This window comes from Achromobacter sp. (assembly GCF_032102605.1).
Classification (GTDB): Bacteria; Pseudomonadota; Gammaproteobacteria; order Burkholderiales; family Burkholderiaceae_B; genus Achromobacter.
This window is the reverse complement of record NZ_DAMDGT010000013.1, coordinates 13,396-32,758: the sequence shown is the minus strand read 5'-3', so window position 1 is coordinate 32,758 and position 19,363 is coordinate 13,396. Positions and strand designations below refer to the sequence as shown.

General features: G+C 64.8%; 19 protein-coding genes, 1 tRNA gene and 1 riboswitch. Of the genes, 7 read left to right on the top strand and 13 right to left on the bottom strand.

Annotated features, from left to right (window positions below; translation table 11 throughout):
- Nucleotides 1-29: 29 nt before the first annotated feature.
- The 3 genes from RT614_RS23240 (at nt 30) to RT614_RS23230 (ending at nt 3,149) form a co-directional block, all read left to right on the top strand.
- On the top strand, nt 30-938 hold the full coding sequence (locus RT614_RS23240) for an alpha/beta hydrolase (RefSeq protein ID WP_313624531.1): 909 nt from the start codon (nt 30-32) through the stop codon (nt 936-938).
- A gap of 32 nt (nt 939-970) precedes the next feature.
- Complete coding sequence (gshA, locus tag RT614_RS23235; RefSeq protein WP_313624530.1) at nt 971-2,542, top strand: glutamate--cysteine ligase; 1,572 nt, start codon at nt 971-973, stop codon at nt 2,540-2,542.
- A gap of 85 nt (nt 2,543-2,627) precedes the next feature.
- Nucleotides 2,628-3,149 carry a lipocalin family protein gene (locus RT614_RS23230; protein WP_313624529.1) on the top strand — a complete coding sequence of 174 codons (522 nt, stop codon included), beginning with the start codon at nt 2,628-2,630 and terminating at the stop codon, nt 3,147-3,149.
- A 38-nt stretch (nt 3,150-3,187) separates the two neighbouring features.
- Here the strand turns inward: RT614_RS23230 and RT614_RS23225 are convergent, their stop codons facing one another.
- The 6 genes from RT614_RS23225 to RT614_RS23200 form a co-directional block, all read right to left on the bottom strand.
- A complete protein-coding gene (locus RT614_RS23225) occupies nt 3,188-4,132 on the bottom strand; it encodes a succinylglutamate desuccinylase/aspartoacylase family protein (RefSeq protein WP_313624528.1) in 945 nt (314 codons plus the stop codon).
- Nucleotides 4,133-4,187: 55 nt separating this feature from the next.
- On the bottom strand, nt 4,188-5,180 hold the full coding sequence (locus RT614_RS23220; RefSeq protein WP_313624527.1) for a tripartite tricarboxylate transporter substrate binding protein: 993 nt from the start codon (nt 5,178-5,180) through the stop codon (nt 4,188-4,190).
- 139 nt (nt 5,181-5,319) lie between these two features.
- Nucleotides 5,320-6,234 (bottom strand): LysR family transcriptional regulator, encoded by a 915-nt coding sequence (locus tag RT614_RS23215; RefSeq protein WP_313624526.1) that lies wholly within the window; start codon nt 6,232-6,234, stop codon nt 5,320-5,322.
- Nucleotides 6,235-6,271: 37 nt separating this feature from the next.
- Nucleotides 6,272-7,027, bottom strand: coding sequence for a GntR family transcriptional regulator (locus RT614_RS23210; RefSeq protein WP_313624525.1), 756 nt, complete (start codon nt 7,025-7,027; stop codon nt 6,272-6,274).
- A 12-nt stretch (nt 7,028-7,039) separates the two neighbouring features.
- Nucleotides 7,040-7,951: a fumarylacetoacetate hydrolase family protein gene (locus RT614_RS23205; RefSeq protein WP_313624524.1), complete on the bottom strand. Its 912-nt coding sequence runs from the start codon at nt 7,949-7,951 to the stop codon at nt 7,040-7,042.
- A 66-nt stretch (nt 7,952-8,017) separates the two neighbouring features.
- Nucleotides 8,018-9,142: a cupin domain-containing protein gene (locus tag RT614_RS23200; protein WP_313624523.1), complete on the bottom strand. Its 1,125-nt coding sequence runs from the start codon at nt 9,140-9,142 to the stop codon at nt 8,018-8,020.
- 214 nt (nt 9,143-9,356) lie between these two features.
- Here RT614_RS23200 and RT614_RS23195 point away from each other — a divergent pair, with 214 nt between their 5' ends.
- From RT614_RS23195 to RT614_RS23185, 3 genes are all read left to right on the top strand, one after another.
- Nucleotides 9,357-9,602: a hypothetical protein gene (locus RT614_RS23195; RefSeq protein ID WP_313624522.1), complete on the top strand. Its 246-nt coding sequence runs from the start codon at nt 9,357-9,359 to the stop codon at nt 9,600-9,602.
- 143 nt (nt 9,603-9,745) lie between these two features.
- Nucleotides 9,746-9,925, top strand: a riboswitch (yybP-ykoY riboswitch).
- Between the two features lies 1 nt (nt 9,926).
- The gene (gene mntP / locus RT614_RS23190; protein WP_313624521.1) at nt 9,927-10,496 is read left to right on the top strand and encodes a manganese efflux pump MntP; all 570 of its coding nucleotides are present in this window, start codon (nt 9,927-9,929) and stop codon (nt 10,494-10,496) included.
- Between the two features lie 251 nt (nt 10,497-10,747).
- Nucleotides 10,748-11,203, top strand: a complete 456-nt coding sequence (locus RT614_RS23185; RefSeq protein ID WP_313624520.1) for a hypothetical protein — start codon at nt 10,748-10,750, stop codon at nt 11,201-11,203.
- A 127-nt stretch (nt 11,204-11,330) separates the two neighbouring features.
- On the opposite strand, the gene RT614_RS23180 is transcribed toward RT614_RS23185, so the two are convergent.
- The 3 genes from RT614_RS23180 to RT614_RS23170 form a co-directional block, all read right to left on the bottom strand.
- On the bottom strand, nt 11,331-11,771 hold the full coding sequence (locus RT614_RS23180; RefSeq protein WP_313624519.1) for a lysozyme inhibitor LprI family protein: 441 nt from the start codon (nt 11,769-11,771) through the stop codon (nt 11,331-11,333).
- On the bottom strand, nt 11,759-12,502 hold the full coding sequence (locus tag RT614_RS23175; RefSeq protein ID WP_313624518.1) for a LysM domain-containing protein: 744 nt from the start codon (nt 12,500-12,502) through the stop codon (nt 11,759-11,761). Before RT614_RS23175 ends, RT614_RS23180 begins: the two co-directional genes overlap by 13 nt.
- Before the next feature lie 569 nt (nt 12,503-13,071).
- A tRNA-Arg gene (locus RT614_RS23170) sits at nt 13,072-13,146 on the bottom strand.
- Between the two features lie 231 nt (nt 13,147-13,377).
- Between RT614_RS23170 and RT614_RS23165 the strand changes: the two genes are divergently transcribed.
- A complete protein-coding gene (locus RT614_RS23165; protein WP_313624517.1) occupies nt 13,378-14,265 on the top strand; it encodes a c-type cytochrome in 888 nt (295 codons plus the stop codon).
- A 149-nt stretch (nt 14,266-14,414) separates the two neighbouring features.
- On the opposite strand, the gene RT614_RS23160 is transcribed toward RT614_RS23165, so the two are convergent.
- The 4 genes from RT614_RS23160 to RT614_RS23145 all read right to left on the bottom strand — a co-directional run bounded on the left by RT614_RS23160 (nt 14,415) and on the right by RT614_RS23145 (nt 19,258).
- Nucleotides 14,415-15,938: a 3-hydroxyacyl-CoA dehydrogenase gene (locus RT614_RS23160; protein WP_313624516.1), complete on the bottom strand. Its 1,524-nt coding sequence runs from the start codon at nt 15,936-15,938 to the stop codon at nt 14,415-14,417.
- An 89-nt stretch (nt 15,939-16,027) separates the two neighbouring features.
- The gene (locus RT614_RS23155) at nt 16,028-17,257 is read right to left on the bottom strand and encodes a CaiB/BaiF CoA-transferase family protein (RefSeq protein ID WP_313624515.1); all 1,230 of its coding nucleotides are present in this window, start codon (nt 17,255-17,257) and stop codon (nt 16,028-16,030) included.
- A 176-nt stretch (nt 17,258-17,433) separates the two neighbouring features.
- Entirely contained in the window at nt 17,434-18,582 is a 1,149-nt protein-coding gene (locus RT614_RS23150; protein ID WP_313624514.1) for an acyl-CoA dehydrogenase family protein, read from the bottom strand.
- Nucleotides 18,583-18,628: 46 nt separating this feature from the next.
- Nucleotides 18,629-19,258, bottom strand: a complete 630-nt coding sequence (locus tag RT614_RS23145) for a TetR/AcrR family transcriptional regulator (RefSeq protein WP_313624513.1) — start codon at nt 19,256-19,258, stop codon at nt 18,629-18,631.
- Nucleotides 19,259-19,363: the final 105 nt, after the last annotated feature.

The following is a 19,363-nucleotide window of genomic DNA, read 5'->3' as shown; positions in this document are numbered from 1 at the left end:
GGGTCTAGTCATTTCGAGGAATCCAGAAATTGTCGCCGATTTCGATGACCCCCGCGCCCGACGGCACGTCGCTGGCCAATTATTCGTGGGCAGCCGCGCCCAATGTGCCGCTTCCCATCGCCGGCGCAGGCAGTCCCAGCGTGTACCTGATGCACGGACTCAGCGAGCACGCCGGACGCTACGACCGCCTGGCGCGCTGGCTGACGGCGCGCGGCTGGACCGTGGGCGCCCATGATCACCGCGGCCACGGCCGCTCGGCCGGGCATCCCGCCACCCTGAAGCAACAGGAAGACCTGGTCACCGATGCCGTCGACAGGCTGCATGCCTGGACGCAGGCGCAGGGTCGGCCGCCCATCCTGCTGGGACACAGCCTGGGCGCTCTCGTCGCCGTGCGCATCGCCCAACGTCGCTTGGCGGACCTGAACGGGCTGGTGCTCAGCTCGCCGCCCTTTGCCGTCAACGTGCCGCAGTGGGTGCGCCGCACTTTGTCCTGGATGTCCCTGCACGCCCCGGACTTGCGCGTGCCCCATGGGCTGGCGCCGGCGCGGATTTCCCATGATCGGGCCGTCGTGAAGGCCTACCGATCGGACCCCCTGGTGCGGCGCCGCATGACGGGCCGGCTGGCGCGCTTCGTGGACGAGGCCGGCCAGGAAGCCCTGCGCGAGGCCTGGCTGCTGCCCTGCCGCACCCTGCTGATGGTGGCTGGCGACGACTCCATCGTCGCCGCCGAGGGAAGCCGCCAGTTTGCCCAGCGGGCACCGGCCGAACTGCTCACCCTGCGCTGGTACGACACGGCCTGGCACGAGATATTCAACGAAACCGCCCCCATCGCGGATCCGGTCTATGCTGACCTGGACGAATGGCTGGCGCGCACGTCCCAGGCATTGTCCCTGTCCCCAGTACTGGTTCCCTCTGCACAGGAGGCCAGCACCCCGTAAAATCCGGCGACAGCCCCCAACGAGAAGAATCCGTGACCGATACTGCCGCCAACCGCCTCGCCCGCCTAGAGGCCAACCGCTCGCTGCTGACCCAGACCCTGCGGGGCATCGAGAAAGAAGGCCTGCGCGTGGACGAACAGGGCATCCTGGCCCGCACGCCGCACCCCGCCGGGCTGGGCTCGGCGCTGACCAACGAACACGTCACCACCGATTATTCCGAATCGCTGCTCGAGCTCATCACGGGCACGCATACTGACGTGGACGCGCTGCTGGCTGAATTGGCCAACACGCATCGCCACGTGTACAGCGTGCTGGACCATGAACTGATCTGGAACCAATCCATGCCGGCGACGCTGCCGGCCGAGTGCGACATTCCCATTGCCTGGTATGGCACGTCCAACACGGGCATGCTCAAGCACGTATACCGGCGCGGCCTGGCCGAGCGCTACGGCAAGACGATGCAGTGCATCGCGGGGGTGCACTACAACTTTTCGCTGCCAGAAGACCTGTGGTCCGTCCTGGATACGCAGCCGGGCTCGGTGCAGGACCGCCGCTCGCGCGGGTACATCGGCCTGATCCGCAACTTCACGCGCTATTCCTGGCTGCTGATGTACCTGTTTGGCGCGGCTCCCGCCCTGGCCAGCGGCTTCCTGAAAGGGCAGGACCACGCGTTGGAAAAGCTGGGCGACCACACGCTGTATCTGCCCTACGCCACCAGCCTGCGCATGAGCGACCTGGGCTACCAGAACAAGGCGCAGTCGCAGCTCAAGCTCTGCTACAACGACCTCGACACCTTCCTCGGCCGCCTGTACGGCGCGGTGACGCAGCCGTGGCCCGACTACCAGAAGATCGGCACGCATCGCGACGGCGAATGGATCCAGCTCAACACCAACGTGCTGCAGATCGAAAACGAGTACTACTCCAGCATTCGCCCCAAGCGCGCCACGGGCCGCTGCGAACGCCCCATCACCGCGCTGGCCGAACGCGGCGTCCAATATGTTGAAGTGCGCTGCCTGGACATCGACCCGTACTCGCCCGTGGGCATCGACGCCGCCACCAGCCGCTTCGTCGACGCCTTCCTGCTGTTCTGCACCGCCTCGGACAGTCCCTTCTTCCCCGCCAACGGCTACTGTCAACGCAGCGCCGACAATTTCTCGACCGTCGTGAAGGAAGGCCGCAAGCCCGGCCTGATGCTGGACCGCGAAGGCCAGGCCATCAGCCTCACGCAATGGGGCCATGAACTGCTTGACCAGATCGCGCCCTACGCCGCGCTGTACGACGCGGCGCTGGGCGGCAGCGCCTACGCCGAAGCGTTGGCCGCGCAGCGCGCCAAGCTCGACCAGCCCGAATCCACGCCTTCGGCACGACTGCTCGCCTCGCTGAAGGACTCCGGCCTGTCGTTCCACGACTACTCGCTCGAACTCAGCCGCAAGCAGGCGGATGCGCTGCGCGCGCAGCCGCTGCCGGCCGCGCTGGCAACGGAATATCAGCAGGCAGCCGCACAGTCCGCCGCGGAGCAGCTTCGACTGGAGCAGTCGGACACGGACGATTTCGAAACCTATGTGGCCCGCTATCACGACGCGCTTAAGGCGCCGATCAAATAAGGCGTATCGTTAGGGTTCGGTTCGCGCCCGGCGCCTGGCTGGCGGACGGCGCGGACCTGACCAGTCACATCAGGAGGTTTTACCCATGCGCCGCACCGCAAAATTCCTGCTGGCCCTGGCGGCCAGCATGGCGGGCATCGCCCATGCCGCGCCGCCGCCCATGCAGACCGTCGAATCCGTCGACCTGAAGCGCTACGTTGGGATGTGGTACGAAATCGCGAACTTTCCCATGTTCTTTCAGCGCAACTGCGTTGGCGACACCACGGCGGAATACACCGCGCATCCCGATGGCACGATCGGCGTGAACAACCGCTGCCGCACGAAGGACGGGGATATCGATTCGGCGTCGGGCACCGCCACGGTCGTGGAAGGCAGCAACAACGCCAAGCTTGAAGTCTCGTTCTTCAAGCCGTTCAAGGGCGATTACTGGGTGATCGGACTGGACCCGGAGTACCGCTGGTCCGTGGTCGGCACGCCAGACCGCAAGTACCTGTGGATCCTGTCGCGTTCGCCGCAAATGCCCAAGGAAGAATTGGACAAAGCGCTGGCCGCCGCGACGGCGCAGGGTTACCAGCTAGACGAGCTGCGCTACACGCCGCAGAAGTGAAGTAACCCCAAGCAGCCCCACGCAGCCCCGCACAGTCTTCAGCCCGCGTAGTCGCGGGCCAGCCTGACCACCGTCACGCCGGGCTTCAGTTGCCGCAGCGACGGCATGATCAGCGTGCAGTTGTCGTAGGGCGTGACGATGGGCTGTTCATCGGCCCAGCCGATCGAAGACCCCGCCTTTTCAAACGTTTCCAGTCCCGACCACGGGCCGGCGAAACGCACGTTCATGGACGGCGCCACCACGGCGTCCGTGACTTCCAGCACGCGTTGATCCACGGCGTCAGGCAACATCCAGCCCGCGGGCAGGTCCGCGGCGTCCACCACCCCCGACTCAACCAGCATCCGCGCCACCATGTCGCGCGCCACGTCGCGCGACGACAGGTCGCCGTGAAACCCGCATTCGATCAGCAAGGCGCAAGCGTCTTCCCGGGCCGGGTCGCCAAAGTGCTCGAAGTCGCGCATGCGCACGCCATCCTTGTGCCCGGCGTCGACGATCACATGCTGCGGCGCCTTCAGGCGGCGCGCCAACGCGACATTGCGAGGCAGCACGCCCGTCAGCAGCAGCGGCGCGCCCGGCTCATGCATCGAATGCAGGTCCAGCAGCCAGTCCGCGCGGCGCACCCAGGGGCGCAGCGCAGCGCCGCGCTGGCGGTCCGGCGTCGTGGGATTGTCCAGCCGCTCGGCGCTCCAGACACGGTTCATGTCTTCCTGCACAAAGCGCGAGGCATCGTGGTTGGCCAGGTCGAAACGGTCGAACGCGTCCAGATTGCAGAACGCCAGCGTCAGGCTGCCGCGGCGCGGGCGCAGGCCCGACGCCAGCAATTCCTTCAGCGCCCATGCGCCGCACAGTTCATTGCCGTGCACCAGCGCGGACACCATGAGCGCCCGTCCCGGAACGCCCGAATCAAAGTGCCACACGCCGGGCGTATCGGTATTGCCCGCGCGTTCGGCGGCGAGGTCGGGTACGGGGAGCTTGAATTCCATGGTGATGTCCGCTTGATGCCTGTCTGACGATGACTTGATTTACGACGCGCAGCCTTTATTGCGCCTCGATCTTGGCGGCCTTCACGAGCGCGCCGTACTTCTTGGTTTCTTCGGCCTGGAAGGCCACGGGATCGACACCCGGCTTGGCCACTTCGCCGCCGGCTTCCTGCATCTTGGCGCGGAACTGCTCGGACTTCAGCGTTTCATCCAGCACGCCGCGCAGCTTGGCCACCACCGGCTCGGGCAGGCCTGCGGGGCCGTACAGCGCGAACCACAGGTTGATGTCCACGGACTCGAAGCCCGGCGTGGCGGCCAGCGGCGCGATTTCCGGCGCGGCGGGCGAACGCTTGTTCTCGGTCAGGCCCAGCGCCACGATATTGCCGCTGCGCACCTGGGGCAGGCCCGACGACAGCACCAGCATGCCGTAGTCCAGCTGTCCGCTCATCAAGTCCGTCACCAGCGGCGACACGCCGCGGTAGGGCACGTGCTCGGCGCGCGTGCTGGTGGCCTGGTTGATCATTTCACCGGCCAGGTGCAACGTCGTGCCCACGCCGGACGAGCCGTAGTTGAACGTGCCCGGCGCCGCGCCCTTGAGCTTTTGCAGGTAGTCGGCGGCGGTCTTCACACCCGAGTTCTTGCTGGCGGCCAGCAGCATCGGCTGCGAAGCCACGATGCCCAGCGCCGTGAAGTCCTTGGCGCTGTCGTACTTCACAGCGCTGTTGATCATGCGGGCGATCACCATTTCATTGGTGGAGCCCAGGAAGATCGTGTAGCCGTCCGGCGCGGCGCGCGCCACGCGCTGCGCACCGATCGTGCCGCCGGCGCCGCCGACGTTCTCGACCACGACGGTCTGGCCCAGGCGCTTGCCCAGTTCTTCGCCCAGCAGGCGCGCGGTCAGGTCCAGGCTGCCGCCGGCGGGGTAGCCGACGATCAGCGAAATGCTGCGGGCAGGGTAATCAGCCGCAGAGGCGGCAGGTGCGACGGCAAGGGCCGAGGCGGCGCAAAGCGAGACCAGCGCTGCGCGCAGCGGGTGCAGAATGGACTTCATTATTTCTCCCTGGGGTGCTGTGGGGTGGACGGCGTGGCCGTCTCGTTTGAGTTTCGGGAGGTATTTTCGAGCGGGGTCCAGGCGTCAGCCGTGCTGAAACAGCACATCCCCGTGCTTATCGGGTTCTGCGCTGAAGAAATCAGGCTTTGCGGTTGGCGGTCGCTTCCCAGGCGGCCTCGGCCAGATCCGTCAGCCGTGCCCGCGGGCGATACAGCCGAACCTCGAACGCGATTTCTTCGCTGCGCCCGCCCAGCGTCGCCAGCGCCCCGCGCCGGCAATCCGCGGCCACCATCGACCACGGCAGCCAGGCAACGCCAACACCCTTGGCGACCGCGCCATGCGCCGCGTCGAGCGAATCGCTGCGCACGAACGGCGTCAGGGCGTACGGGGTGGCTTCCAGCCGGTCGCCCACGATGCGCTCCATGGCCAGCCCGCCCGTGTAGGTGATCAGCGGCACTGGCGCTCCGCCCTCTTCCAGCAGATAGCGCGGGCGGCCGCGAGCATCGACCTGGCTGACCGGGACCAGCTTGTCGGTCGCCAGCGTCATATAGCGGTAGCGCGATGGGCTGAGCGGCACGGACAGGGCGGGATGTTCGTAACAGCACAGCAGGTCCACCTTGCCCTGTTCCAGACGGATCACCAGATCCTGCGCCTTGCCGGTGGACAGTTCGACCTGTGTGCCGTCGGTCAGCACCTTGGGCGTGCGGTGCCGCAGCCGCGCGATCCAGTCGGCCACCAGCGTGCGCGCCAGGCTGCGGCCCGTGGCGATCCGCAGCACGGCCTCGCCGCCCGCCCCCGAACTGCGGATGCGATGGCGCACCAGCCCCATCTGCTCGATCACCTGGGTGGCCGTCTTGAGCAGCGCCTCGCCTTCCGGGGTGAGCGTCACCGGTAGCCGCTGCCGCTCCACCAGGGGCGCGCCGGCCCAGGCCTCCAGCGCGCGGATGCGGCGGCCGAACGCGGGATGCGTGACGTGGCGCAGTTCCGCCGCGCGCACGAAACTGCCGGTCTGCGCCAGCGCAATCAGGTCTTCGAGGAGTTTCAGGTCTGCCATGGACGACAAGCTTACGGCATGGCGCGCGCTACGCGGTTCAGGCGGCCTCTTGCCCTGCGGGAAGGCTGAGAATGCGTTCGATGACCTGCGCCGTCTTGCGGTAGTGCCCCGCCAGTAACGCCACGGCGCCGTCCGCATCGCGCGAGATCGCGGCGTCCAACAGCTGGCGGTGTTCGTCGTCGACATTGCGGTCGGCGCCGTAGGCCATGGCGCGGGCCCGCGCTGGCCGGCGGTAGCGCTCGGTCTGCGCGTAAAGCTGCGCGGACAGGTCCAACAGCCACGGCGAACGGCACGCGCCGATCAGCGCGTGGTGGAAGTCCAGGTGCCGCGCTTCCAGCGCGTCCTCGCGGTCCTGGTCCAGCGCGGGCGCCTCGTCCGCGCGCCGAGCGGCCAACGCCAGCGCATGGAATGCCCCCACCAGCCGCGACTCCCACGCATCGTCGGCGTTGGCCAGCGACCGGCGCAACGCATCGCAGTCGATCAGGATGCGGGTCTCGCAGGCGTCCCGCATTTCCTCCACGGTCAGCGGCGCGATCCGGAATCCGCGGGACGTCGTGGTCAACACCATGCGTTCGCTGCGCAGGCGGTTCAGGGCTTCACGGATGGGCGAAAAGCTGCCCCCGTAGCGCTGGCGCAGCAGCTCCAGCCGCAGCGACTGACCCGGCGCGAAAGCGCCGCGCATGATGTCCCGCCGCAGCAGCCGGTAGATCTGCTCGGACAGCGTGATGTCTTCGACATCCGCGCCGCCCGGTCCGGTCGCATCCTCGCGCGGGGCCTTGATTCTGGGCTTCACGCGTTGCTCCCCTTACACCGCCACCACGGGATGGCGCAGTGTGCCAATGCCTTCGACGCAGGCCACCACCACGTCGCCCGGCCACAGCCATTCCTGCGGCTTGCGGCCGGCTCCCACGCCTTCCGGCGTGCCGGTGGCGATGATGTCGCCGGGCTCAAGCGTGATCCCCGCGCTGATGTCGGAGATCAGGAACGGCACCTTGAACAGCATGTGGCGCGTATTCGACCCCTGCTTCTTTTCGCCGTTGACCGTCAGCCACAGGTCCAGCACCTGGGGATCCGGGATCTCGTCGGCCGTCACGATGCACGGACCGAACGGCGCATACGTGTCCTGGCCCTTGGAATAGATCCACTGGCCCGCGCGGCGGCAATCGCGCGCGCTCATGTCCAGCATGACGCTGTAGCCGAACACATACGACAGCGCGTCGGCCTCGGCCACGCGCGACGCGCGCCGCCCGATGATGACGGCCAGTTCGACTTCCCAATCAAGCTGCTGCGTGATCTTCGCGTTGTGCTCGATCGCGTCGCCCGGCCCGATCACCGCGGTGGGCGGCTTGGAAAAGATGACAGGCTGCTTGGGCAGCTCGACCGACGTGTCCAGCGTGCGGCTGGACTCCGCCACGTGCTCCACGTAGTTCAGGCCGATGCCGAAAATGTTCTTGCGCGGGCGCGGAATGGGGGCCAGCAGCTTCACGTTGTCCTGCGGCAATGCCGTGCCGACAGGCCAGTTGCCTCGGAACGTGTCGATCAGCCGCGTCGCCTGGGCCACCGCGACCGGCCCCAGGTCGATGAAGTCGAGCATGTCATCGGGCAGGTCCACGCCGCCTTCCTGCCCCAGCAGGAAAAGGTCCACTACGTAGCCGTCGACGACCGCACCCAATCGGGCGGCGGCGGTGGGATGAGCGCGAAAGGTCACCAGGCGCATAGGTACTCCGGGTAGTCAGGGATGGGATGGAATCGGACCGCCTTGCGGCGGCGCATGTCAGTGAAACTAGATCAGGATCTGATGGCCGCCGTTGTCCTGCAGCGCCTCTTCGCGATAGAGCGCAAGTGATCGCATCACGGGCAGGTCGTTAAAGCAGAACAGGCAGGCGTCGTCGTTGGACGACAGGTTGGCGTGCTCGTGGATGGACCACGAAGGCACGCAGAAAATGTCGCGTTCGGTCCAATCGAAGCGCTTCCCATCGATGACGGAAAAGCCGCTGCCCTTGGCGACCTGGAAGATGAAGCTTCCGGTATGCCGGTGGGCTTTGGTGTGCTCGCCGGGGCGCAGCAATTGCATGCTGGCGCCGATGGTCGGCATGACCGAGCCGCCCGTGGCCGGGTTCACGTATTCCAGCAGGATGCCGTCATAGGGGCTGCCGGCCGTCGTGCGCGCGTAGCGGCGCAGGGCTTCGTACGTGGGCTCCCATTCGTACTTGAAAAGCGGCGAGTACGGCTTGGTCCAGCCGGACACCTGCGGCCGCAGCGCCACGCCGCCCCACGCGCCCGTGGTGTCGTCGACGGGATGCGTCACCGCTTGGTTCAGATCGGGATGCACGGCATAAAAACCGGCCTCCAGCGCGTTGACCAACGGGATATCCAGGCCGTCCTGCCAGATGCAGGTGGTGCCGTCTTCCGCCACACCGTGCTCATGCCAGGTGCCGTTCGGCGTCAGCACGAAGTCATTCGCGCCCAGCGTCATCTTGTGGCCGTCCACCACCGTGTACGCGCCGCGGCCTTCCATGATGAAACGCAGCGCGGAATGGGTGTGCGCATGCGCCGAAGCCAGCTCGCCTGGCTTCATCACCTGCAGGCCGGAATACAGCCAGCCCACCGCCGCCGCCACATCGCGCCGCCCCGGATTATTCAGATAGATGACGCGACGACCCGCCTCTTCGGGAGACACGAGTTCGGCGGATCGCAGGACATGGCCGCGAAGGTCCCGGTAACGCCAGACCACTGGCACCGACGCGGACCGCGGCGCCCAGGGCTCGATCTTGTTCGCCACCGTCCACAGGGCCCCCGTCTCCAGCCGGGCAAGTTCCTGGTAATAGGCCACCCGCTCTGGCGAGTCGGCCACATTGGCGCGGCCAGCAATGTCTTCGCGGTAAACGTCGTAGCGGTTCGCTTCCATCCCTTGCCCCTGGTTTTATAAAACACGGAGGATTTTCGAAAATATTACGAGAGGGAGCGGAACGCGGGCAATGGCGTGGAACTAGGGGTTTTCCTGTGCCGCGGAGTTCCCACGAAAAATTTGTTGGCGACACCGCGAAAATACTGTACAAAAACACAGTGCGACGTGATACATTGCGCTCGCCCGAAAAACTGTCGTCCAGGGGAGAATTCCTGTGTCAGAAGCTGCTCATATCGTTCAGTACATCGTCGTACCCTACCGCGCCGCCGCCAATGGCGTCGCCCCCGGTGAAATCCGTCCGGCCAGCAGCGAATTCGGAGCCATCCGCATCGCGAATTCCATGGCTTCCAAGTTCGCGGGCGTGGCCGCGTACGAAGTGATGATCGACAAGGAAACCGGCGACATGGAATCGCCGCGCATCCTGGCGCAGATCGGAACCGTGCCTGCGCTGGACGATTGAACCCGCGTCGCCCGTCCGTGCCTTTTGGCGCGGGCGGGCTCCCTCGGCTCAAAGTACGTCGACGCGCACGTCCGCAATGGACTGAATCGAAATCAGCAACTCGACGCGCGAGTTCTTACGAACCGCTGCTGGGCTGGTAAAATTTGGGCCTCTTTGGGGAGTAGCCTCCTTCCAGTGTTAGTTGGAAGGGTTTACGTCAACATTCTTGGCCTGCAACCGGCCATGGCGTAAACGGTAGATGAACTTGGCGAGACCACAGACCTTCCACAGCACGCTGGGCGATGTGGACAGTCTGTGCCGTTCTCGCCCAGTGACATCACGCTCATGAATGCCCTCTCCATCATCGTCCTCGCGTTCGCCATGTCCACGGACGCCTTTGCCGCCGCCGTAAGTAAAGGCGCTGCGCTACACAGACCTCGAATCTCGGAAGCCTTGCGAACCGGCGTCATCTTTGGCGTCATCGAGGCGCTCACCCCGTTGATCGGCTGGGGAATCGGATCCGTCGCTGCGAAATACGTTGAAGCCTGGGACCATTGGATCGCCTTCTCCATGCTCTGTATCCTGGGCTTGCTGATGATCCGCAACGCAATGAAAGAAGAGGCGGAGGACGCAAGCCCGGTAGCACGACACTCCTTCTGGCTGCTCGCCGCGACGGGCTTCGCCACCAGCATAGACGCAATGGCCGTCGGAGCTGGCCTGGCCTTTGTCGACGTAAACATCGTGATAGCGGCGGTTGCCATTGGCCTGGCCACCGCGCTGATGGTCACGCTTGGTGTGATGCTCGGCCGCGCCCTGGGCTATGTGGCTGGCAAACGTGCCGAAATGCTCGGGGGCATTGCTCTTATCGCCATTGGCAGCGTCATCCTGTACGAGCACCTGGCAGTCGCCGCCTAGCGGCCGGCCGGACGTGTCGCCCTTGGAGCAACACTCAGACTCAGGATTCGCAATGTCGAATACGCCGAAGGGTTAGGATGTGCTTTTTTCAGCGTTTGCGGGCAGGCTGGCGGACTTTGGCAGCCCACCAACGCGACACATACAGTTACCTGGCAGCACGCTACCAATGATTGCAGCATGGTAGATATATCGTCGGGAACGGCCGCTCGGCACCTCGCCGGGCGCATTCCCATTTTTTTGAGGAGCTGACCATGAATACTGTTCACAAGTTGAATGCTGTTCAAGTGCCCCTGAAAAGAGTATCCGCGATGCTATGCCTGGCCGGTCTCGCGTGGGCCGCAGGCGCCGCCTACGCGGCCGACACAAGCAGTGCCTCGCAAGCGCAGTTCGACAAGGACGTTGCCACGTGCAAGAGCGGCGCCTCCGGTCAACCGATGGAGACGTGCCTACGCGAAGCCGGGGCGGCGCGTCAGGAGCGCGATCGCCAGAACCTGAGTGCGGAGAGCCCGGAGCAGCTACGGCAGAACGAGCTGGCTCGGTGCAATCGCCTGCCCGAAGCGCAGCGTCAGAACTGCGTGGCGAAGATGACCTCACCCACGAACGTGCAGGGCAGCGTCCAGGGCGGCGGCGTGTTGCGTCAGAAAGAGATTCAAGTGCCCGCCACGCCGAGTACGCCGGCGGGCAATGCGGCCACTCCCGCGCGCTGACCGCATCGGGGGTAGAAATCACAAAGCGATGACTTGCAGCCACGCGCGAAATACGCGCGCGTGGCTGGTCTTGTCGATTTCCACAAGAATCCGGACAGGCTCCCTTTTTGCGATAACGGCTACAGAACTACTTCAGTGGCCGGTCCGACACTAAATCGCGTAGCTGAAATGCTCGTCTACTGTTGAGTTCTGCAATGCAAGCGAAGCGGCGCATGGCTAGGGCGTTGCCAATTGCTCCTCCGCCCAAAGCCGAAGCAAAAGCGCACTGGGCATCCCGGTACTTAACGAATTCCTTGTTAGATGCGTTGAATTTAGCCTTGGCTTGATTCACGTACTTGGTGTCCTCATCCCATTGAGTCAGGACATCGATCACACGCTTTTCTGCGTCTTTAAGGTCGACTTCACTTGCCGCGGCCTTTTCTTCGAGGCATTCCCTTACCCCGGTTAATTCACCCGAACATTCATCGCGCAGCTCACGCTCACTCTGAACATGAGCATCGGCGGTCGCCATCGAAGCCAATGGAAAGAAAGTAGTCACAACAAAAATCAATGGCGCTATTTTGTGCATATGCGGGTCGTTCCTTTGCTAAGGAGATTTAAGGCGTGGTTGAGCTTCATTTCGTAATTGTTATCCCCGCCGCCGTTATAGCGTGCCGCCATCAAGGCCGTGGAGATCTTCCGCCAACCCGTGATGACGCGCCTTACAGAAGCCATTCGGTACTTCAACACCTGGCCGGGGCGCAAGATGCTAGCCGTTGGATTTAGTGCTTTCATCGTGTCGACCGTACTACCCTGGGCCTTCGCAATCTTTTCAAGGCTATCGCCTGCCTTCACAACGACTTCGTAGATTTTGGAATCGGCATCAGGGACGCTGCGGTATTCGTACTGGCCCATTTTCATCAACAGATAGCCAATTCCCGCACGAATGTTATGGGTAGGGATAGCTCGCGCTGAACTGACAGTAAGCTTGCCTTTCCAAGCGGCTGGAAGAATTAAGTTCCCACCTTCGTTGCCCGACAGCAGCGATGACAGTCCGGGGTCGCCGGGCACTCCAATACGCATGGGCCTGTTCTTCCAATCCGCGTTAGCTGCTCCGGACTCGACCCACAAAATTGCCTTGATGAACTGCCAATCTAGCTGGACGTATCCCGCCGTGCCAGAAAGGTGGCGGTTGTATTCATTGACGGCCATCTGAATTTCGCAGTCCCATTCATTCCATTTGGGATCACCAACCGCCTTGTCGACGCCGTCTCGCCATTTTTCGTAGCCTGTTCTTTTTGCTGATGCCTGAACCGCCATATCAATCCTTTAGGGTTAAGTTCGGGTGGCCCCTCCCGACCGCATAGGCGGCGTGTCGAGACGCGAGCCGCAACCGAGGCTAAAGGCAACAGCTTTTTTTGACGTTAGGTGCTGTCTTATGTGAGATCGCTGACCAGCCTGCTTACAGGGTCAGCGTCTGTTGAGGGCGCCAGCGAAAGCCCCCGTCCTGAGCGGCAGCGCTTCTTTCGGCAAGTCCCAAAAACGACCATCAAACAGATCCGCTATGAAGTGGTCGCGGGTTGATTTCAGGTGCAAGAAATGGGGGAGAGGGATGCGCGGCAGACTCGGCGTACACACGCCACGATGGGCTAGCACGCCGGAATGAATCCGGGATGCTTGTCGCGGCAAATGGGGCGTAGCAATGCCAAGATGTCTTCGAGGTCTACACGAAGCGAATTGACGGCGCGGCAAACCAGCTTGAGAAGGACAAGATGCGAAGTCTTGTCGCACGCGATACGCCGCGGGACTCTACAGGCGAATGAGGCTTCGCTGTCTGGGGCGTTTTGGGCGCAACGCGGGCACAAAGTCCACGTAAGCCATTGAATTTTTGGCGCGCCCGACAGGAATCGAACCTGTATCAAGAGCTTCGGAAACTCTCATTCTATCCATTGAACTACGGGCGCAGCGCAAGGAGGCGGTATTGTACCTAGTTTTGCGGGATCTGCATGAACTGGATCAAATCTTCGGGGAAACTCATCGAAAACCCGTTCGTTTGCATTGGACCTGCGTCCCTGACACCGTTATATAATCCAGCGTTTGCTTGCAGGCGGGCATGGATTGCCGCCAACTTGTGCAGTACTGATTTTCTGTTGCCGCCGCCAGGCGCCCCCGGTACCCGTTAGCAGGATTTGGTCATGAGCAACGAGCAGGAACACATAGAAGAGCACTCCTCCCCTATCAAGACCCCGAAGCAACTGATCGTCACGGTCATCCTGGCTTTCGTGGTTCCCATCGCCATCATCATCCTTCTGGTGAATATGGTGGTTACCGGCACCAAGACCGGTGCAGGCTCGGACGCGCTGTCCGGCGAAGCCGTCGCCCGGCGGATCGCCCCCGTGGCGGGGTTCGAACTTGTCGATGCCAACGCCCCCAAGGTCTTCAAGACCGGCGAACAAGTCTTCGCCGCCGTCTGTACGGCCTGTCACACCGCCGGCGTGGCTGGCGCACCCAAGATGGGCGACAACGGCGCGTGGGCTCCCTTCATCAAGGCCGGCTACGACGCCATGCTGAACGTTGCGCTGCACGGCAAGGGCGGCATGCCCGCCAAGGGCGGCAACCCGGCGCTGTCCGACTACGAAGTGGCGCGCGCGGTGGTCTACATGGCCAACAAGTCCGGCGGTTCACTGCCCGAACCCGCCGCCCCGGCTGAAGAAGGCGCCAAGAAGGAAGCCGACGCAGGGGCTGCCCCCGCCGCGGCTCCTGCTGCAGCCGCTCCTGCCGCTGCCGCAGCGCCTGCCGCCGCCGCACCGGCAGCGCCCGCGCCGCAAGCCGCCGCGGTCAATCCCGCCGGCGAGCAGCTCTACAAGACCGTTTGCTTCGCATGCCACGCCACGGGCGTCGCCAATGCACCCAAGTTCGGCGACAAGGCCGCGTGGGCGCCCTACATCAATACCGGCATGGACGCCATGGTGAAGGTAGCGATGACAGGCAAGGGAGCGATGCCTCCGAAGGGCGGCGCAGCCAACGCCTCGGAAGACGACATCCGCGCAGCCGTGCAATTCATGGTGAACGCCGCCCAGTAAGCGTTGGCCTGACCGCCGGCAAAAAAAAGCCCCATGAATCATCATGGGGCTTTTTTGTGTCCGCTTGCCGTTCGCCGCTGACCGCAGGAGGCTCGCCGCCGGCACGCCGGTTCCCGCGGTCTTCCGGCCGATCGCGGCCGGATGGCTGATCAGTCCGCCGACGACTTCAACAGCGACATTCCCAGCTGGACGCGGCGCTGCAGCCACAGGCTGGGACGATAGCGGGGGTCGCCCGTCACGCGCTGCATGCTCTTCAGGATTTCAAGGATGCGGTCGGCGCCCAGCTTGTCGCCCAGGGCCAACGGACCCACCGGATAGCCCAGACCCAGCGTCACGGCCAGGTCGATGTCTTCCGGCGTGGCGATCTGCTGCTGCGCGATGTCGCTGGCGATGTTGACGATGGTGGCAACGATGCGCTGCGCGATGAAGCCGGGCGAATCCTCGATCACCGTGACCGGGACGCCATCCGAGGCCAGCAGGGCATGCGCGGCATCGCGCCATTTGGCTTCGGTGGCGGGCGAGACCATGATCGTGCGGCGCTTGGCGCTGTCGAAGGCGTGCAGCGTGTCCAGGCCCACGGTGCGGCCCGCGTTCAAGCCTTGCGCGGAAACCGTGGTCGACACGTCTTCACCGAACGGCGTGACGAGTATGAGCGCATCGGCGTCCGGCGACGATCCGGTGACCAGCGTGCCGCCCAGCGTGTCGACCAGCGCCGACGCGCGCGCGTAGCCTTCCGCATGCTTCGGGCTGACCCAGACCTTCAGGCCTTCGGGCAGCGTCGGCACGGGCGCTTCGGCGGGCACCTGCTTCTGGCCGTCGGCGTAGACGTAGAAGCCTTCGCCGGCCTTGCGGCCGATCAGCCCGCCCGCCAGGCGCACCGTCGTGATGGGCGACGGACGGAAACGCGGCTCGTCGAAGAATTGGCGGTAGATGGACTCCATCACCGGGTGCGACACGTCAAGCGCGGTCAGGTCCAGCAGCTCGAACGGCCCCATGCGGAAGCCCGCCTGCTCGCGCATGACGGCGTCCACCTGGGCGAAGGTCGCCACGGCTTCCTGCGCCACGCGCAGGCCTTCGGTATTCATGCCGCGGCCGGCGTGGTTGACGATGAAGCCCGGCATGTCCTTGGCGCGCACGGGCGTGTGGCCCATGCGGCGCGCCAGTTCGGCCAGCGCGTCGCCGACTTCCGGCGCGCTGCGCAGGCCGTCGATGACTTCCACTACCTTCATCAACGCGACCGGATTGAAGAAGTGATAACCGGCGACCCGTTGCGGACGCTTGCACGCCGCCGCGATGGCGGTGATGGACAGGGACGACGTGTTGGACGCCAGGATGCAGTCATCGGAGACGACGCCTTCCAGTGCCGCGAACAGGTCGCGCTTGACGTCCAGCCGTTCGACGATGGCCTCAACCACCAAATGGCAGTTGGACATGTCCGTCAGCGCGGTGGCGGACTCCACGCGTTCGAGCGCAGCCTGCGCATCGGCGGCGGTCAGCTTGCCCTTCTGGGCCAGCTTTTCCCAGGTCTGGCGCAAGGACTCGCGCGCGGCGGCGACGGCATCGGAACTGGTGTCGTACAAGCGCACGCGCAGTCCAGCTTGCGCCGCGATCTGCGCAATGCCGCGCCCCATGGCCCCGGCGCCTACGACGCCGATGGTTTGAATCTCCGTCATCAACTCTCTCCTGCCTTTATTGGAATGGATATCGCGCCTGGCGCGGCGCGGCATGCGCGGTCGGCGGCGCGGGCCGCCCGGCGCGCGATTTACGCCCGGCTCTGCGCCAGCGCCTGGATTTCTTCGGCCGACAGCCCCAGTTTTTCGGTAAGCACCTGCTCGGTGTGCTCGCCCAGCATGGGCGGCGCGCGGCGGTATTCGACCGGGCTGCCGGAGAACTTGAGCGGGCTGGCGGCCATGGGCACGGTGCCGGCCGCAGGATGCGGCAGTTCGCGCTTCATGCCCCGGGCCAGCACGTGCGGGTCTTCGTAGACCTGGTCCAGCGTGTTGATGGGGCCCGCGGGCACGCCAACGCCTTCCAGTGCGGCCAGCCAGTAGTCGCGCTCGCCGGTGGCCATGCGCTCGGCCAGCAGCGGCACGAGTTCCTCGCGGTTCTTCACGCGCTGCGGATTGGTCGAGAAACGCGGATCGGCCGACAACTCCGGCAGACCGATCGCGCCGCAATAGTTGCGGAACTGGCTGTCGTTGCCCACCGCGACGATCAGGTGGCCGTCGCTGGCCGCGAAGACCTGGTACGGCACCAGGTTCTGGTGCGCGTTGCCGGCGCGGCGGGGCGCCACGCCAGAAGTCATGAAGTTCAGGTTCTGATTGGCCAGCATGGCGACCTGGCAGTCCAGCAGGGCCATGTCGATGTGCTGGCCCAGGCCGCTGCGGGCCCGCTCGTGCAGCGCGGCCAGGATGCCGACGGTGGAATACATGCCGGTCATCAGGTCGGCCACGGCCACGCCCGCCTTTTGCGGACCGCCGCCAGCCAGGTCGTCGCGTTCGCCGGTGATGCTCATCAGGCCGCCCATGCCCTGGATCATGAAGTCATAGCCCGGACGGCTGGCGTACGGACCCGTCTGGCCGAAGCCGGTGATCGAGCAGTAGATCAGGCGCGGATTGATTTCCTTCAGGCTCTCGTAGTCCAGGCCGTACTTGGAAAGTCCGCCGACCTTGAAGTTTTCCACCAGGATGTCGCTTTGCAGGGCCAGTTCGCGAACCAGTTCGGCGCCGCGGGGCGACGCGATGTCCAGCGCCACCGACATCTTGTTGCGGTTGGCCGAGAGGTAGTAGGCGGCCTCGGTGGTGTCCTGCCCCGCTTCGTCCTTCAGGTACGGAGGCCCCCAGGCCCGCGTATCGTCGCCCGAGCCGGGCCGTTCGATCTTGATGACTTCGGCGCCGAGGTCGGCCAGGTTCTGGGTGCACCAGGGACCCGCCAGCACGCGGGTCAGATCCAGCACACGTATGCCGGTTAGGGGAGCGGGACGTTGGGACATCTGTAATCTTTTCGCTAGAAGGGAAATGAGAACTTCCGGCCCGCGCGCACGCGCAAGCCGAACTGGGATTCCGTCATGCCAGGAAGCGGCCCGCGGGGGCCGCCTCCTGATCAGCATTCGTCAGACTGGATATTAGCCTTTCGAACGGCTGGGCCTGCGTTCCGGACGCGGAAAGATCAGGAATGGGCCTTGATCGTCTCGCGGGCAATCACCAGTTGCTGGATCTGCGACGTTCCTTCGAAGATGCGGAACAGGCGCACGTCACGGTAGAAGCGCTCCACCGCATATTCGGACATGTAGCCGGCGCCCCCGTGGATCTGCACCGCGCGGTCGGCCACGCGGCCCACCATTTCCGTGGAGAAAAGCTTGCAGCAGGCAGCCTGCATGGTGGTGTTTTCGCCGCGGTCGCGCATGCGGGCGGCATCCAGCACCATGCAACGGGCCGCGTAGAGCTCGGCCTGGCTGTCCGCGATCATGGCCTGGATGAGCTGGAACTCGGCGATGGGCTGGCCGAATTGCTTGCGATCGGTGGCGTACTTCACCGCGTCGCGCAACAGGCGGTCGGCAATGCCCACGCACAAGGCCGAGATGTGCAGGCGGCCCTTGTCCAGCACGCGCATCGACGTGCGGAAGCCGTTGCCTTCCTCGCCGCCCAGCAGGGCGCTGGCCGGCACACGGCAGTTGTCGAAAACGACGTCGCTGGTCAGCGCGCCGGCCTGGCCCATTTTCTTGTCCGGCTTGCCGATGGTCAGGCCGGGCGTGCCCGCTTCCACCAGGAAGCACGAGATTGAACCGGCGCGACGCTCCGGCGCGGTGCGCGCCATGACCGAGAAAAGGCCGGCGATGGGGGCATTGGTGATGTAGCGCTTCGTGCCGTTCAGCACGTAGCTGTCGCCGTCGCGCACGGCGGACAGGCGCAGCGCCATGGCGTCCGAGCCGGCGTCCGGTTCGGTCAGCGCGAAGGAACCGATGAGTTCGCCGCTGGCGAGCTTGGGCAGGTAATGGGCGCGCTGCTCGTCGGTGCCGGCCAATACGATGGACTGCGAACCGATGCCGATGTTGGTGCCCGCCAGCGAACGGAACGCGGGCGAAGTCTGGCCCAGTTCGAACACGACGCGCACTTCCTCTTCCATCGTCAGGCCCAGGCCGCCGAAGTCCGGCGAGATGGACAGACCGAAGAGGCCCAGGTCGCGCATTTCGTTGACGATGTCCGGCGGCACCTGGCCGGTGGATGCCAGTTCGTCTTCGGCGGGAATCAGGCGTTCGTGCACGAAGCGGCGCACGGCGTCCAACAACAGGTTCAGGGTTTCGGTGTCGAGGGCCATGATGGAAGTCTCTCTATGCGGATTCAGGTCGGAAGTCGGATTGGCGTCATGTGGCGGCACGCATGCCGCCCACCAGCAGATCGAAGTAACCGGCGGCGATGGCCTCTGCGCTCTCGCCCTGCCCCGGCTTGTACCAGCGCACCATCCAGTTCAGCATCGACAGCACGGCGCGGCCGGTGGCGGCCACGTCCTGCGGGCGGAATGCGCCCTCGGCAACGCCTTGTGCGATCACTTCGCGCAGGCGCTTTTCGTAGCTGTCGCGCAGCTTGGCGGCATCCTCGCGTTCGGACAGCGCCATGCCGGAGTAGCCGATCAGCATGGTCACGAATTGCGCGTGGTGCTGTTCGAAATAGCGCGCGTGTCCCACCATGAATGCGCGCAGGCGGGCAACGCCACCCTCGGCGGCGGCCACGTCCCGGCCGACCGTCTGGGTCAGTCCGTTCAGCACCTCGAGGATGATGGCGTCGTAGATGTCCTGCTTGGTGGGATAGTAGTGATAGATGGCGGCCTTGGATGCCCCGATGGCGGCAGCCAGATCCGAAATGGAGCTGCCGTCGTAGCCGCTGCGGGCGAAGAGCTTGGCGGCTTCTTCAAGAATGCGTTCGCGCGGGGCGGCCAGCGTGGGCGGCCGGCCGGCGCGTGCGCGTTTCTGGATGGGAGGGGCGGAGGTCGCCATGGCAGCCTTTGCGTCAGGCCGCGCGGAAGGCTGGCGGGGTTCTGGCGAACCTCGATTGACAGCGGTTCCGGGCATGCCGTTAAATAAAGATTAATTAATTACCGG

What these genes read in the sequence shown, in the direction of transcription:
- RT614_RS23230 (WP_313624529.1), top strand. Translation starts at nt 2,628, where the DNA reads ATGCGCCGCACCGCAAAATTCCTGCTGGCCCTGGCGGCCAGCATGGCG.
- RT614_RS23225 (WP_313624528.1), bottom strand. Translation starts at nt 4,132, where the DNA reads ATGGAATTCAAGCTCCCCGTACCCGACCTCGCCGCCGAACGCGCGGGC.
- RT614_RS23220 (WP_313624527.1), bottom strand. Translation starts at nt 5,180, where the DNA reads ATGAAGTCCATTCTGCACCCGCTGCGCGCAGCGCTGGTCTCGCTTTGC.
- RT614_RS23215 (WP_313624526.1), bottom strand. Translation starts at nt 6,234, where the DNA reads ATGGCAGACCTGAAACTCCTCGAAGACCTGATTGCGCTGGCGCAGACC.
- RT614_RS23205 (WP_313624524.1), bottom strand. Translation starts at nt 7,951, where the DNA reads ATGCGCCTGGTGACCTTTCGCGCTCATCCCACCGCCGCCGCCCGATTG.
- RT614_RS23200 (WP_313624523.1), bottom strand. Translation starts at nt 9,142, where the DNA reads ATGGAAGCGAACCGCTACGACGTTTACCGCGAAGACATTGCTGGCCGC.
- mntP (WP_313624521.1), top strand. Translation starts at nt 9,927, where the DNA reads ATGAATGCCCTCTCCATCATCGTCCTCGCGTTCGCCATGTCCACGGAC.
- RT614_RS23185 (WP_313624520.1), top strand. Translation starts at nt 10,748, where the DNA reads ATGAATACTGTTCACAAGTTGAATGCTGTTCAAGTGCCCCTGAAAAGA.
- RT614_RS23180 (WP_313624519.1), bottom strand. Translation starts at nt 11,771, where the DNA reads ATGCACAAAATAGCGCCATTGATTTTTGTTGTGACTACTTTCTTTCCA.
- RT614_RS23175 (WP_313624518.1), bottom strand. Translation starts at nt 12,502, where the DNA reads ATGGCGGTTCAGGCATCAGCAAAAAGAACAGGCTACGAAAAATGGCGA.
- RT614_RS23165 (WP_313624517.1), top strand. Translation starts at nt 13,378, where the DNA reads ATGAGCAACGAGCAGGAACACATAGAAGAGCACTCCTCCCCTATCAAG.
- RT614_RS23160 (WP_313624516.1), bottom strand. Translation starts at nt 15,938, where the DNA reads ATGACGGAGATTCAAACCATCGGCGTCGTAGGCGCCGGGGCCATGGGG.
- RT614_RS23155 (WP_313624515.1), bottom strand. Translation starts at nt 17,257, where the DNA reads ATGTCCCAACGTCCCGCTCCCCTAACCGGCATACGTGTGCTGGATCTG.
- RT614_RS23150 (WP_313624514.1), bottom strand. Translation starts at nt 18,582, where the DNA reads ATGGCCCTCGACACCGAAACCCTGAACCTGTTGTTGGACGCCGTGCGC.
- RT614_RS23145 (WP_313624513.1), bottom strand. Translation starts at nt 19,258, where the DNA reads ATGGCGACCTCCGCCCCTCCCATCCAGAAACGCGCACGCGCCGGCCGG.